At 56.6% G+C, this 14,949-nt stretch carries 13 protein-coding genes; 3 read left to right on the top strand and 10 right to left on the bottom strand.

Annotated elements, in window-relative coordinates:
- Nucleotides 1-17: 17 nt before the first annotated feature.
- Nucleotides 18-1,595 (bottom strand): glutamine-hydrolyzing GMP synthase, encoded by a 1,578-nt coding sequence (gene guaA / locus PGS10_RS18765; RefSeq protein WP_015703162.1) that lies wholly within the window; start codon nt 1,593-1,595, stop codon nt 18-20.
- Nucleotides 1,596-1,664: 69 nt separating this feature from the next.
- Nucleotides 1,665-3,131, bottom strand: a complete 1,467-nt coding sequence (guaB, locus tag PGS10_RS18760) for an IMP dehydrogenase (protein ID WP_015370334.1) — start codon at nt 3,129-3,131, stop codon at nt 1,665-1,667.
- 158 nt (nt 3,132-3,289) lie between these two features.
- Here guaB and xseA point away from each other — a divergent pair, with 158 nt between their 5' ends.
- The 3 genes from xseA (at nt 3,290) to PGS10_RS18745 (ending at nt 6,106) form a co-directional block, all read left to right on the top strand.
- Nucleotides 3,290-4,663, top strand: a complete 1,374-nt coding sequence (xseA, locus tag PGS10_RS18755) for an exodeoxyribonuclease VII large subunit (RefSeq protein ID WP_047078060.1) — start codon at nt 3,290-3,292, stop codon at nt 4,661-4,663.
- Nucleotides 4,664-4,742: 79 nt separating this feature from the next.
- Nucleotides 4,743-5,771, top strand: coding sequence for a M4 family metallopeptidase (locus PGS10_RS18750; protein ID WP_316423344.1), 1,029 nt, complete (start codon nt 4,743-4,745; stop codon nt 5,769-5,771).
- Complete coding sequence (locus tag PGS10_RS18745) at nt 5,768-6,106, top strand: protealysin inhibitor emfourin (protein ID WP_047043438.1); 339 nt, start codon at nt 5,768-5,770, stop codon at nt 6,104-6,106. Before PGS10_RS18750 ends, PGS10_RS18745 begins: the two co-directional genes overlap by 4 nt.
- On the opposite strand, the gene PGS10_RS18740 is transcribed toward PGS10_RS18745, so the two are convergent.
- From PGS10_RS18740 to PGS10_RS18705, 8 genes are all read right to left on the bottom strand, one after another.
- Nucleotides 6,103-6,318, bottom strand: coding sequence for a zinc ribbon domain-containing protein (locus tag PGS10_RS18740; RefSeq protein WP_047043436.1), 216 nt, complete (start codon nt 6,316-6,318; stop codon nt 6,103-6,105). The genes PGS10_RS18745 and PGS10_RS18740 overlap by 4 nt on opposite strands.
- Before the next feature lie 117 nt (nt 6,319-6,435).
- Nucleotides 6,436-7,914, bottom strand: a complete 1,479-nt coding sequence (der, locus tag PGS10_RS18735; RefSeq protein WP_015370328.1) for a ribosome biogenesis GTPase Der — start codon at nt 7,912-7,914, stop codon at nt 6,436-6,438.
- 113 nt (nt 7,915-8,027) lie between these two features.
- Nucleotides 8,028-9,206 carry an outer membrane protein assembly factor BamB gene (bamB, locus tag PGS10_RS18730; RefSeq protein WP_045392712.1) on the bottom strand — a complete coding sequence of 393 codons (1,179 nt, stop codon included), beginning with the start codon at nt 9,204-9,206 and terminating at the stop codon, nt 8,028-8,030.
- A 10-nt stretch (nt 9,207-9,216) separates the two neighbouring features.
- Nucleotides 9,217-9,837, bottom strand: coding sequence for a YfgM family protein (locus PGS10_RS18725; RefSeq protein ID WP_045392715.1), 621 nt, complete (start codon nt 9,835-9,837; stop codon nt 9,217-9,219).
- Between the two features lie 34 nt (nt 9,838-9,871).
- Entirely contained in the window at nt 9,872-11,146 is a 1,275-nt protein-coding gene (hisS, locus tag PGS10_RS18720; protein ID WP_015703166.1) for a histidine--tRNA ligase, read from the bottom strand.
- Nucleotides 11,147-11,235: 89 nt separating this feature from the next.
- Nucleotides 11,236-12,357: a flavodoxin-dependent (E)-4-hydroxy-3-methylbut-2-enyl-diphosphate synthase gene (gene ispG / locus PGS10_RS18715; protein ID WP_015370324.1), complete on the bottom strand. Its 1,122-nt coding sequence runs from the start codon at nt 12,355-12,357 to the stop codon at nt 11,236-11,238.
- Nucleotides 12,358-12,383: 26 nt separating this feature from the next.
- Nucleotides 12,384-13,382: a cytoskeleton protein RodZ gene (gene rodZ, locus PGS10_RS18710; RefSeq protein WP_047078059.1), complete on the bottom strand. Its 999-nt coding sequence runs from the start codon at nt 13,380-13,382 to the stop codon at nt 12,384-12,386.
- A gap of 274 nt (nt 13,383-13,656) precedes the next feature.
- Complete coding sequence (locus PGS10_RS18705; RefSeq protein WP_015370322.1) at nt 13,657-14,823, bottom strand: bifunctional tRNA (adenosine(37)-C2)-methyltransferase TrmG/ribosomal RNA large subunit methyltransferase RlmN; 1,167 nt, start codon at nt 14,821-14,823, stop codon at nt 13,657-13,659.
- Between the last annotated feature and the right edge of the window lie 126 nt (nt 14,824-14,949).

Below are 14,949 nucleotides of genomic sequence, written 5' to 3'. Positions count from 1 at the left end.
TCAACTATCAGCAGGAATTATTCCCACTCAATAGTCGCTGGCGGCTTGCCACTGATGTCGTACACCACACGGGAAATACCGTTAACTTCGTTGATGATGCGGTTGGAGACGCGGCCGAGGAAATCATACGGCAGGTGCGCCCAGTGCGCGGTCATAAAGTCGATGGTTTCTACCGCACGCAGGGAGACGACCCAGTCGTACTTACGACCATCGCCCATCACGCCGACGGAGCGAACCGGCAGGAACACGGTGAATGCCTGGCTTACTTTGTCATACAGGTCGGCTTTGCGCAGTTCTTCAATGAAGATAGCGTCCGCGCGACGCAGCAGGTCGCAGTACTCTTTCTTCACTTCGCCAAGTACGCGAACGCCGAGGCCCGGCCCCGGGAACGGGTGGCGGAACAGCATGTCGTACGGCAGGCCCAGCTCCAGACCAATCTTACGCACTTCGTCTTTGAACAGCTCTTTCAGCGGCTCAACGAGGCCCATCTTCATTTCTTTCGGCAGGCCGCCAACGTTGTGGTGAGACTTGATGACGTGCGCTTTACCGGTCGCGGAAGCAGCGGATTCGATCACGTCAGGGTAGATAGTGCCCTGCGCCAGCCATTTCACGTCTTCCAGCTTCAGCGCTTCTTCGTCAAACACTTCAACGAAGACGCGGCCAATGATTTTACGCTTCGCTTCCGGATCGTTTTCGCCCTTCAGCGCGGTCAGGAAGCGATCTTCCGCCGCAACGTGTACGATGTTCAGGCCGAAACGGTCGCCGAACATATCCATAACCTGCTCGGCTTCGTTCAGGCGCAGCAGGCCGTTATCCACGAATACGCAGGTCAGATTTTTACCGATGGCGCGGTGCAGCAGCATCGCGGTAACAGAAGAGTCAACGCCGCCGGACAGGCCGAGGATGACTTTATCTTCACCCACCTGCTGACGAATACGCTCAACCGCGTCGTCGATGATCTTCGCCGGCGTCCACAGCGCTTCACACTGGCAGATGTCGCGCACGAAGCGCTCCAGCATACGCAGCCCCTGACGAGTGTGGGTGACTTCCGGGTGGAACTGTACGCCGTAGAAGCGTTTTTCTTCATTCGCCATGATGGCGAACGGGCAACTCTCAGTGCTGGCGACGGTCACAAAGTCGGAAGGGATAGCGGTGACTTTATCACCATGGCTCATCCACACGTCCAGCAGCGGCTTACCGTCAGCGCTCAGCGCATCTTCGATGCCCTTGATCAGCGCGCTGTCGGTCTGCACTTCCACCTGCGCGTAACCGAACTCGCGCTCGTTGGAAGCTTCAACGTGGCCGCCCAGCTGCATAGCCATGGTCTGCATGCCATAGCATACACCGAAAACCGGTACGCCGGCTTCGAAGACGTACTGCGGCGCGCGCGGGCTGTTGTCTTCGGTAGTGCTTTCCGGGCCGCCGGAAAGAATGATGCCGTTCGGGTTGAACTCACGGATTTGAGCTTCGGTCACGTCCCAAGCCCAGAGTTCGCAATAGACCCCTAACTCACGTACGCGACGTGCAACCAGCTGGGTGTACTGTGAACCGAAGTCCAGGATAAGAATGCGATGTTTATGAATGTTATCCGTCATTGACGTTAATTCCAGAGAAGTAGCGATGATTGAATAAAAATCGCCCGGCGCGTAGCCGGGCGATGAAAATCAGGAGCCCATGCGGTAGTTCGGGGATTCCTTGGTGATCGTCACGTCGTGAACGTGGCTCTCCTGGATGCCCGCGCCGCTGATGCGCACGAACTCTGCTTTGGTACGCAGTGCGTCAATAGTACCACAACCGGTCAGACCCATACAGGAGCGCAGGCCGCCCATCTGCTGGTGAATGATCTCTTTCAGGCGGCCTTTATAGGCAACGCGGCCTTCGATACCTTCCGGTACCAGTTTGTCAGCGGCGTTATCGCTCTGGAAGTAACGGTCGGAGGAACCTTTGGACATCGCGCCCAGGGAACCCATACCGCGGTAGGATTTATAAGAACGGCCCTGATAGAGCTCGATTTCACCCGGGGATTCTTCGGTACCGGCCAGCATGGAGCCTACCATCACCGCGGCGGCGCCTGCGGCAATCGCTTTTGCGATATCGCCGGAGAAGCGGATACCGCCATCGGCGATAACCGGAATACCGGTGCCTTCCAGCGCTTCAACCGCGTCAGAAACGGCGGTGATCTGCGGAACGCCTACGCCGGTAACGATACGGGTAGTACAGATGGAGCCAGGGCCAATACCCACTTTCACCGCGCTGACGCCCGCTTCCGCCAGGGCACGAGCGCCCGCGCCGGTCGCCACGTTGCCGCCGATGATTTGCAGGTCAGGATATTTAGCGCGCGTTTCGCGAATACGCTGCAGAACGCCTTCGGAGTGACCGTGAGAGGAGTCGATCAGCAGAACGTCAACGCCTGCGGCGACCAGCGCGTCAACGCGCTCTTCGTTACCGGCGCCAGCGCCAACGGCGGCGCCAACGCGCAGACGACCGTGCTCGTCTTTACACGCATTCGGTTTACGTTCCGCTTTCTGGAAATCTTTTACGGTGATCATGCCGCGCAGATGGAAGCTATCATCCACTACCAGCGCTTTTTCTACGCGTTTTTCGTGCATTTTCGCGAAGACCACTTCACGGCTTTCGCCTTCACGCACGGTGACCAGGCGCTCTTTCGGCGTCATATAAACGCTGACCGGCTGATTCAGGTCGGTAACAAAACGCACGTCGCGGCCGGTGATAATGCCGACCAGTTCGTTGTCTTCGGTCACTACCGGATAACCGGCGAAACCGTTACGTTCGGTCAGTTCTTTCACTTCGCGCAGGGTGGTAGTCGGCAGAACGGTCTGTGGATCGCTTACCACGCCGGATTCATGTTTCTTCACGCGGCGGACTTCTTCAGCCTGGCGCTCGATTGACATGTTTTTATGAATAAAGCCGATGCCGCCTTCCTGGGCCAGGGCAATTGCCAGGCGCGCTTCAGTTACGGTATCCATCGCCGCGGAGAGCATAGGAATATTCAGACGAATCGTTTTCGTCAGCTGCGTGCTGAGATCGGCGGTATTCGGCAGAACGGTAGAATGAGCGGGAACAAGGAGGACGTCGTCAAACGTCAGGGCTTCTTTAGCGATACGTAGCATGGGCAATATCTCGACCAGGGTGGATAAATATTGCCGTGGCATTATACAGAGCGTAACCGATTGCATCCACCCTTTTTTGCAAATAATACTTGCGATCCCCTCTCAGCGCGTTACTATCGACTGAATAACCTGCTGATTTAGAATTTGATCTTGCTCACATGTTGCCATCTCAATCCCCTGCAATATTTACGGTCAGCCGCCTGAATCAGACGGTTCGCTTACTGCTGGAACGCGAAATGGGCCAGGTCTGGATAAGCGGCGAGATCTCTAACTTCAGCCAGCCCTCTTCCGGCCACTGGTACTTCACCTTAAAAGACGATAACGCCCAGGTGCGCTGCGCGATGTTCCGCAACAGCAACCGCCGCGTCACGTTTCGCCCGCAGCATGGCCAGCAGGTGCTGGTTCGCGCCAACATTACGCTTTACGAGCCGCGCGGCGACTACCAGATCATCGTCGAAAGCATGCAACCCGCCGGTGAAGGCATGCTGCAGCAGAAATATGAGCAGCTCAAAGCGCTCCTGACGGCGGAAGGGTTATTCGATCAAAGTCACAAGCAGGCGCTCCCCTCACCCGCGCACTGCGTCGGCGTTATCACCTCCAAAACCGGCGCCGCGCTGCATGATATTTTACATGTGTTGAAACGACGCGATCCCTCGCTGCCGGTTATCGTCTATCCCACGGCGGTGCAAGGCGATGATGCGCCGGGGCAAATCGTGCGCGCGATAGCAGTAGCCAACCAGCGCCAGGAGTGCGACGTGCTGATCGTCGGGCGCGGCGGCGGTTCGCTGGAAGATTTATGGAGCTTTAACGATGAACGGGTCGCGCGGGCGATTTTCGCCAGCCGCATTCCGGTAGTGAGCGCCGTCGGCCATGAAACCGACGTCACCATCGCCGATTTCGTCGCCGACCTGCGGGCGCCGACGCCCTCTGCGGCGGCAGAGATCGTCAGCCGCAATCAGCAGGAGCTTCTGCGTCAGCTACAGTCCGGCCAGCAGCGCCTGGAGATGGCGATGGATTACTTCCTCGCCAACCGCCAGCGCCGCTTTACGCAGTTGTTTCACCGCTTACAGCAGCAGCATCCGCAACTGCGTTTAGCGCGTCAGCAGGCCGAACTGGAACGCCTGCGTCAGCGGATGCGCTTTGCGCTGGAAAGCCAGCTCAAACGTGCCGACCAGCGCCAGCAGCGCGCCGCGCAGCGGTTGAATCAGCAAAACCCGCAGCCGCGCATCCATCGCGCGCAGTCGCGTATTCAGCAACTGGAGTATCGTCTGGCGGAAAATATTCGCGCCCGACTGAGCGAGCAGCGCGAGCGTTTCGGCAATACCGTGACGCATCTGGAAGCCGTCAGCCCGCTGGCGACGCTGGCTCGTGGCTATAGCGTCACCTCAGCCGGTGACGGCAAGGTATTGAAAAAAATCAAACAGGTGCAGGCTGGCGATGTTGTCACTACCCGGCTGGAAGATGGTTGGATCGAAAGCGAAGTGACAACCATTACCCCGGTGAAGAAAACGCGCGCCCGCAAAAAAGTCTGATTATCCCCCGTTTCAAGCGGGGATAACTATACTGCTGTCATGCCCTTTTAACACCGTTCATCCGGCCAGGGAGCGTGATATGCCAGATACTTGTCCTCGTTTCGTGATTCCACCCTACATTTTACGCCGTATTGTCGACCATGGTTCCGTTCAGCAGCAGCGCTGCGCGCAGCAAACGCTGAGCCATGTACAAACCCTGATGGCGCACGTGCCGGGCCGCCCCGCCGCCGCCCATGTCGCCACGCCAGGCCAGCTTGAGCGCGACATTTACGATGCCAGGCAGACTCAGGAACTTCCAGGATTCCAGGTGCGCTTTGAAGGACAACCTTCCAACGGCGATGTCGCCGTCGATGAAGCCTACGACTATCTCGGCATCACCCATGAGTTTTTCTGGAAGAGCTATCATCGCGATTCGCTGGACAACCGCGGATTGAAGCTGACCGGCAGCGTCCACTATGGTCACGAATATCAAAACGCCTTCTGGAACGGGCAGCAAATGGTGTTTGGCGATGGCGATGGCGAGATCTTTAATCGTTTTACAATTGCGATTGATGTGGTGGCGCACGAGTTAAGCCATGGCGTTACGGAGAGCGAAGCCGGGCTTATCTATTTCGAACAATCCGGCGCGCTCAATGAATCGCTTTCCGATGTTTTTGGCTCGCTGGTCAAGCAATATCAACGCCAGCAAACGGCAGATAAAGCAGACTGGATAATTGGCGAGGGGCTCCTCGCGAAAGGGATTCACGGCCAAGGACTGCGATCGATGTCGCATCCGGGAACCGCCTATGATGACCCCATTCTTGGCAAAGACCCGCAACCCGCCCATATGAAAGATTTTGTGCATACCCAGCAGGATAACGGCGGCGTGCATATTAACTCCGGCATTCCTAATCATGCTTTCTATCTCGCCGCCAGCGCGCTGGGTGGTTTTGCATGGGAAAAAGCGGGATACGCCTGGTACGACGCGGTTTGTGATAAGTCACTGGCCAAAGACGCCGATTTTTCAGTCTTTGCCAGACTGACGATTCAACATGGCGAAAAACGTTTTGGTAAAGCGGTCGCCGATACGATTCGCCAGGCCTGGGAGGGCGTTGGAGTCACATCATGAACGAGGCCGATCTTAGCGATGACGCGATTATTGAACTGGCGCGTGAAGGCGGTGTCGCCTGGTTCCCGACACTTAGCGGCATGCGTAAGATTGTCGTAGCGCAACTTAACGAGCAACAAAAACAGCGCATCGCCGCAATACTGCAGCAGTCGTTGCCGCTCGGCAAGCCACCGGGGCAGCCGGATTCCCCGGGTAGCGGCGACCAGCGTTTCTTTCGTATCCAAATAATCAGCGCCCAGCACTATCACAGCCTGATCATTCTCATCCCGGAAGAGCGCGCACCGGAGGCGCTGGTTGAACTCTGGCGAAATGGTGAAGGCTGCGTTAGCGATTAACCGAGCACAAATTCGACGCGTTTTTTCGAAATCAGTCCGTGGCCGTGCTGGCAGAAATAATCCACCGCACCGCACGCCTTCAACACTTCCAGCGGCTGATGGCAGTCCGGGCAGCGCGCCTCTAAAGCAAAATCTTTCTCACAGTGCGCGCAATGCGCGCTGTTGCCTTGTGCTTCCAACCGGGCATGACAAATGGGGCAATTGAGTTCCATGGTGTCTCCTTCTCATAATGAATAGCATGAGTTTATCACGTCATACGTCAGCGTTGCTGACCCGGCGAAGCGTTGAATAGGGTAGATAAAAAAACCCGCCAGCGGCGGGTTTCTGCATTATTTGCTTTTCTTGATATGTTTAATCAAGCGCTTACGCTTACGCATCTGGTTCGGCGTCAGGGTATTGCGTTTATTGGCAAACGGGTTTTCCCCTTCCTTGAACTGAATGCGAATCGGCGTACCCATGACATCCAGCGATTTACGGAAGTAGTTCATCAGGTAACGCTTGTAGGAATCCGGCAGGTCTTTCACCTGGTTGCCGTGAATCACCACGATCGGCGGGTTATAACCGCCAGCGTGCGCATACTTCAGCTTCACGCGGCGACCGCGTACCAGCGGCGGCTGATGGTCTTCTGCCGCCATGGTCATAATACGCGTCAGCATGGCGGTACCCACGCGACGGGTGGCGCTGTCGTATGCTTCACGCACCGATTCGAACAGGTTGCCGACGCCGCTGCCGTGCAGAGCGGAGATAAAGTGCACGCGGGCGAAGTCGATGAAGCCCAGACGGAAGTCGAGGGTTTCTTTCACCTGCTCTCTCACTTCCTGGCTCAGGCCATCCCATTTGTTGACCACGATAACCAGGGAACGACCGCTGTTAAGGATAAAGCCCAGCAGCGACAGGTCCTGATCGGAGATGCCTTCACGGGCATCAATGACCAGCATCACCACGTTGGCGTCTTCAATCGCCTGCAGCGTCTTGATGACCGAGAATTTCTCCACGACGTCGGTAATTTTGCCGCGCTTACGCACACCAGCGGTATCGATAAGCACATATTCGCGTTCATCGCGCTGCATCGGAATGTAGATGCTGTCGCGGGTTGTGCCCGGCATATCGTAAACCACCACGCGATCTTCGCCGAGAATACGGTTAGTCAGCGTTGACTTACCGACATTTGGACGACCGACGATCGCCAGCTTAATCGGGAGATCTTGCGGGTTGAAGTCGTCTTCCGGTTCTTCAACTTCTTCGCCGTTTTGCTCGGCTTCAAACTGCGCCCAGTAGGCGGCGTCTTCATCCACTTCTTCCTGCGGATTAACCTCATCCACCCACGGCAGCAGCACATGTTCCAGCAGGCTGGTAACGCCGCGACCGTGCGAAGCGGCGATCGGATAAATATCGCCCAGCCCCAGCGACCAGAAGTCGGCCATCGCCTGATCGACGTCGATGCCGTCAGTTTTGTTCGCCACCAGGAAGGTCGGTTTTTCGCGAGAACGCAGATGTTTGGCGATTGCGGAATCCGCCGGCATCAGGCCCGCGCGAGCATCAACCATAAACAGCACCACGTCGGCCTCTTCAATCGCCAGCAGCGACTGTTCCGCCATCCGGGTTTCCACGCCTTCTTCCGTACCGTCGATACCGCCGGTATCGATACAGATGAATTCGCGGCCTTCCACTTCAGCACGACCGTACTTACGGTCGCGAGTCAGCCCCGGGAAATCCGCGACCAACGCGTCACGAGTGCGCGTTAAGCGGTTGAAGAGCGTGGATTTTCCAACGTTAGGGCGCCCGACAAGCGCGACCACAGGTATCATGTTAAATGCCTCATACAAATTGCAATACAACCTCATTTTACGAGGTTTTTTAAAAAGTCAAAACGGCCCCTGTCTGTCAGGAGCCGTTTATTAAAGCGATACTACCGCGCGAGTTAACGCGTGATTGAATACAGCGTACCGTCTTTGGCCTGGATAAGCAGGCGACCGTCGGCGATAACCGGGTCGGTCAGGAAGCCGGAACTATCGACTTTCTGCTGCGCCACAAAGTGGCCGTCTTCCGGATTGATCCAGTGCATGTAGCCTTCGCTGTCGCCTACCACCAGGCTGCCGTTATACAGCGCCGGAGCGGTCAGCAGACGGTGCAGCAGATCGCTCTGGGTCCACAGCGTTACGCCGCCATCGGTGGTCAGCGCCAGCAGGCGGTCATTCTGATCGACCAGATAGATACGATTGCCGTCAACGATGAAATCGTTCACTGAACCCAGTTCGCGTTTCCAGATAATCTGGCCGCTGCGCAGATCCAGCGCGGTCAGGTTGCCATTATAAGCCAACGTATAAACAACGCCATTAACGATAACCGGCGTGGTGTCAACGTCGTTCAGACGGTCGATCTCAGTCGGGCCGGTAGCCGTAGAAATACGCTGCTGCCAAATCATCTGCCCCTGCTGCATCAGCACGGCGCTGACGCGGCCGTTATCGCCGCCGACAATTGCCGCGCCATAAGCGGTGGCCGGAGCGGATTCACCGCGCAGGGAGAGCGCCGGCATGTCCAGGTTCACGGTCCATTTTACCGCGCCGTCGGTTTCGTTCAGCGCCTGCAGCTGACCGTTACTGGTATGCACCAGTACCATGCCATCGCTAACGACCGGACGAGAAATCGCTTCACCCGCAACACGGCTCTGCCACGCAACGGTACCGTCGCTGGTATTCAGCGCGAACAGCTGCGCCTTTTCAGTACCAACATAAACGTGGCCGCCGGAAACGGTCAGCCCGCCGGAGAGCAGCGCCGGGGCGCGCGAGAACCAGCCGTCTTTTTCCGCCAGGTTCACCGACCAGACTTCTTTTCCGTCTTCAGCGTGCAGCGCTTTCACGGTGCCTTTACGGTCAGCCGCATACACTACGCCGTCAGCAAACGCCGGGTGCAGGTTGGAATAGAAATCACCGATACCATCGCCAACTGAAGTGCTCCAGGACGTGGACGGCGTAAACTGGTTTTCCACCGTCGGCAGCGGTGACATTTTCACCACGTCTTCTTCGCTGTTAAACAGCGAGCAACCGCTCAGTAAGGTGACGGAAAGCAGCCCTGGCAAAAGTAATTTACGCAATTGCATCGAGTCCCTCTCAGATGGACAAATTATTTATTTTCATACGCATCATTTCGCTGAGCGCTGGCGATGCATCGCTTTTCACGCCTGCTTCCCAGGCCGCGCGGGCACCCTGCTTGTCGCCTTTGCTCAGCAGAATTTCACCACGCAAATCGGCAACGATAGCGGTCCAGCCTTCGCCTTTAATGCCTTCCAGGGTTTTCAGCGCCGCATCCGGCTGCTTGAGCTGCAGCTGTACGCGGGCCAGACGCATATTGATAACCGATTTCAGGTTATCATCGGAGGCGGCAGTCAGCCCTTGTTGCAGCTGCTTCTCCGCGCCCTGCAGATCGTTTTTGTCGACCAGACGCTGCGCGAGCTCCAGCGATGCGAACGCGCCATAGGTGTTTTTGCTGTCGGCGGCGAATTTCTCCGCCGCGGTCAGCGTTTCAGGCGTACCCGATTTCAGCGCGGAAATGGCATTTTCGTAGGCCAGAGAGGAATCCCGGGCCGAATCCAGCTGATGGGAAGTCCAGTAGCGCCAGCCAACCAGCGCGCCGATCCCTAAAATCACCCCGACGGCCAGCGCTTTACCGTTCTCGGCAAAGAAACGCTTGAGGGCGTCGACCTGCTCGTTTTCGTTGTTGAAAGTTTCCACGCAGTCCTTCTCCTGACTAATGGTTTCCGGGAAATTAACCCAGAAGTGTGCGCAAATGCGCGGCAACGCTATCCTGCGTTACGGTAGTTTGCTCACCTGAGCGTAAATCCTTCACTACCACGTTTCCGTCAGCAATTTCTGACTCACCGACCACCAGCGCGACGCGCGCGCCCCACTTGTCAGCGCGAGCGAACTGCTTCTTAAAGTTACCGCCGCCGTGGTTAGTCATCAGCTTAACGCCGGGCAGCGCATCGCGAACCTGCTCAGCCAGACGCATTGCTGCGGACTGAGTATCGGTACCGGAGGCTACCAGGTATATATCGACAACAGGATCGGCTTTAAATTCCGGATTGACTGCCTGAACCAGCAAAACAAGACGTTCCAGGCCCATCGCAAAGCCAACGCCCGGCGTCGCGCGACCGCCAAGCTGCTCAACCAGACCGTCGTAACGGCCGCCGGCGCAGACGGTGCCCTGCGAACCGAGGCTGGTGGTGACCCACTCAAATACGGTGCGATTGTAATAGTCAAGCCCGCGCACCAGACGCTGGTTGACGGTATAGCGAATTCCGGCCGCGTCGAGCAGCGCGCACAGACCGGCGAAGTGTTCTTTGGACTCGTCGTCCAGATAATCGCCCAGCGCCGGCGCATCGTTCAGCAGCGCCTGTACTTCCGGATTTTTAGAGTCCAGCACGCGCAGCGGGTTGGTATACATGCGGCGTTTGCAGTCTTCATCAAGCTTATCTTTAAATTGTTCCAGATAGGCAACCAGCGCGTCGCGATAGGCGGCACGCGCCTCCAGCGAACCGATGGAGTTCAGCTCAAGGCTGACGTGATCGGAAATGCCCAGCTCGCGCCACCAGCGCGCGGTCAACATGATAAGCTCGGCATCGATGTCCGGCCCCTGCAGGCCAAAGACTTCCGCGCCAATCTGATGGAACTGACGGTAGCGTCCTTTCTGCGGACGTTCGTGGCGGAACATCGGCCCCACGTACCACAGACGCTGTTCTTGATTGTACAGCAGACCATGTTCGATGCCGGCACGTACGCAGCCCGCCGTTCCTTCCGGACGCAGCGTCAGGCTATCGCCATTGCGGTCTTCGAAGGTATACATCTCTTTTTCAACCACGTCGGTCACTTCGCCGATCGCGCGTTTGAATAACGGGGTCTGCTCTACAATCGGCAAACGAATTTCGCTGTAACCGTAGCTACCAAGCACCTGCTTCAGTGAGCCTTCAATGCGCTGCCAGAGAGCGGTTTCGCCCGGCAGATAATCGTTCATGCCACGGATGGCTTGAATGTTCTTTGCCACGTTTATTCTCTTTATATATAAAAATGAACCCCGGCGCCTTGCGCCCGCAGGTTCAATCATACACGGGAAGCGTATTGCTTCCCAACACGTTATTTTGCTTCAACCTGCTGAACTTCAATACGACGCGCTTCATCCAGCATGGTGGCTTTCGCGCGGATACGCGCTTCCAGCTGGTCGATCATGTCATTATTGTCCAGTCGGTCTTTGCGCACGCCGTCTTCATACAGGCCGCTTTTCTTGTTGCCGCCGGTGACGCCGAGGGTAGAAACCAGCGCTTCGCCTGGGCCGTTAACCACACAGCCGATGATCGAAACATCCATCGGAGTGATGATATCTTCCAGACGCTGCTCCAGCGCGTTCACCGTACCGATGACGTCAAACTCCTGACGCGAGCAGGTTGGGCAAGCGATAAAGTTAATACCGCGGGAACGGATGCGCAGCGACTTCAGGATATCGAAGCCGACTTTAATCTCTTCCACCGGATCGGCTGCCAGCGACACGCGCAGGGTATCGCCGATCCCTTCAGACAGAAGCAAACCTAAACCGATCGCGGATTTTACCGCGCCGCTACGCGCGCCGCCGGCTTCGGTGATCCCGAGATGCAGCGGCTGATCGATCTGCTTCGCCAACAGGCGATAGGATTCAACGGCGAGGAAGACATCAGAAGCTTTTACGCTAACTTTGAACTGATCGAAGTTCAAACGATCGAGATGATCGACGTGACGCATGGCGGACTCTAACAGCGCCTGCGGCGTCGGCTCGCCGTATTTTTCCTGCAGATCTTTTTCCAGCGAACCGGCGTTGACGCCGATGCGGATAGGAATGTTTTTGTCGCGCGCGCAGTCCACGACCATGCGGATACGCTCTTCGTTACCGATGTTGCCTGGATTGATGCGCAGGCAATCAACGCCATATTCCGCGACTTTCAGCGCAATACGGTAGTCAAAGTGGATATCGGCGACCAGCGGCACGTTGACCTGCTGTTTGATGAGCTTGAAAGCTTCCGCTGCGTCCATCGTCGGGACGGAAACGCGGACGATGTCCGCGCCCACGCGCTCCAGCGCTTTAATTTGATTTACCGTCGCGGCCACATCGGTGGTGCGAGTATTGGTCATCGACTGTACGGCGATGGGAGCCCCATCGCCAATCGGCACATTACCAACGTAAATGCGTTTGGACTTTCTACGTTGAATCGGAGCCTGGTTATGCATGAAAAATCTCCCGCGTTACCCGTCTGTTACTGCGCCGGTGATTGTTCGGCATTAAGGGTCAGACGCGCAACCTGGTTAGTTCTGATAAAACGACTCAAATCGACTGGTTTGCCCAGATACTGGATTTGTACCGCAGCCGGGGCGCCGATTTTCAGCTTATACGGCGCCTGACCGCTCAGGTTCAGGTTCCCGCCTTTACGCTGCAGGCCGCTGAACAGTTTTTTACCGGTCGCATCGCTCACTTCCAGCCAGCAATCGGCGCTAAAGTTCATTACCAGATCCTGAGCGGAAGCCGCCGCTGCGGCATTGGCCTGATCGGTAGGCAATGCGGAGGTCGGGGCTGGCGCAGCCGGCGCGGTGGCGGCGGTATCGACGTTCGCCTGCGAAGGGGCGACCACGGCGTTGTTATCCGCCGGCGCGGAGGTAGCCGCTGGCGCGCTCACGGCTGGCGCAGTCGAGTTATCGACCGGCGCGCTATTGGTATTGGCTGCCGTCGTATCCGGCGCGTTATTCGCCGAACCGGTGTCCAGCGGAATTGACTGGCTGCCGCTATCGCTACTGTTCAGATCGCTGGAGGATTGATCGGCCATGCTGGTGATCTCTTCCTGCTGCGCTTTGTGGTCTTGCCACCACCATGCGCCGCTCAGGCCGATAACCACAAACAAAATCAGCCAGGTAAAGCTCATCAGCCAACCGTCGCGTTTTTTACGACGTTTACCCAGCGAGAAGCTCTGCATCGGCGCCACTTTAGCGGCGCGAATTGGCGCTTGCTTCGCCATCATCGGCAGCAGTTCTTCTTCCGGGATATGTACGAGGCGAGCGTAGGAACGGATATAGCCGCGCAGGAAGGTCGAAGCGAGATCGGCTGGCGCCTTATCTTCTTCAATATCACGAACCGTGGAAACCTTCAGGCATAAGCGTTCAGCCACCGCTTGCTGGCTGAGTCCGAGTTGTTCGCGGGCATTACGCAGGCGCGCGCCCGTAGAGTTTGCTTCTTGATGGTCTTGAGTGGCTTCAGTATTCATTCGCTACAACTACTGGTACGTGAAATTTAAAGTTCAGCGCGGGAAAGAGCCTGCGCCGCGAGACACTGCTCAACGTCAACCGACAGTATAAGGCTGTCCGGGCGACTATCACAGAGACTTATCAATATTGAATGCTAAGCGGTTGTTGTACCGCTACATACTGCCTCAAAGTCGACAAAAACGCACCGTAATTATTAACCGAATCAGCGTATTTCGCCTGGCAATTCGACATATTTATGCAGCGCGCAGCGAAAGCTGTGCGCTGCATAACTTATCAGACGGCTTTCACGTCGATCGCTTCGCCCTGCATACGCTTACGCAGCGTACGTTTAGTACGGTCAATTACGTCGCCCGCCAGCTGGCCACAGGCAGCATCGATATCGTCGCCGCGGGTTTTACGCACGATGGTGGTGAAACCATATTCCATCAGCACTTTGGAGAAACGATCGATACGGCTGTTAGAACTACGGCCATACGGCGCGCCCGGGAACGGGTTCCATGGGATCAGGTTGATCTTGCACGGCGTATCTTTCAGCAGCGCCGCCAGTTCGTGGGCATGCTCGGTACCGTCGTTGACGTGATCCAGCATGACGTACTCGATAGTCACGCGGCCCTGGTTGGCGTTGGACTTCGAAATATAGCCGCGCACTGAGTTCAGGAAGGTCTCAATATTGTACTTTTTGTTAATCGGTACAATTTCGTCGCGGATGGTGTCGTTCGGCGCGTGCAGAGAAATCGCCAGCGCAACGTCGATCATGTCGCCGAGTTTATCCAGCGCCGGCACCACGCCGGAAGTGGACAAGGTCACGCGACGTTTGGAGAGACCAAAACCGAAATCATCCAGCATGATTTCCATCGCCGGAACGACGTTATTGAGGTTCAGCAGCGGCTCGCCCATACCCATCATTACCACGTTGGTAATTGGACGTACGCCGGTAGTCTTCACCGCACCGACGATTTTCGCCGCGCGCCAGACCTGGCCGATAATTTCGGAAACGCGCAGGTTACGGTTGAAGCCTTGCTGAGCGGTGGAGCAGAATTTACATTCCAGCGCACAGCCAACCTGTGAAGAGACGCACAGCGTGGCGCGGTCTTCTTCCGGGATGTAGACCGTTTCAACGCGCTGATCGCCAACGGCAATCGCCCATTTGATGGTGCCGTCGCTGGAGCGCTGCTCTTCAACGACTTCCGGCGCGCGGATCTCGGCGACTTCCTTCAGTTTGCCGCGCAGGACTTTGTTGATGTCGGTCATTTCATCAAAGTCATCGCAGCAGTAGTGATACATCCATTTCATCACCTGATCGGCGCGGAAAGGCTTCTCGCCCATGTTTTTGAAAAACTCGCGCATCTGCTGACGGTTTAAATCCAGCAGGTTGATTTTGGCATCTTTATTCGGCACCGTCAGAGCGGCGGTATCAGGTGTGACAATTTGTTCAGACATAATTTTTCCGGCCTCGTTATTACACGTTATGGCCCCAGGTGGGTTGAAAAAGAAACGCCCCGGAGAGCGACTGCTCGTCCGGGGGCGCTATATTCTACAAATTCTGGCGCATCATTGCCACGTTTG

The organism is Klebsiella sp. 141153, from assembly GCF_032601995.1.
GTDB lineage: Bacteria > Pseudomonadota > Gammaproteobacteria > Enterobacterales > Enterobacteriaceae > Klebsiella > Klebsiella aerogenes.
The sequence above is the reverse complement of the archived record's forward strand: the minus strand, read 5'-3'. Positions and strand labels throughout refer to the sequence as shown.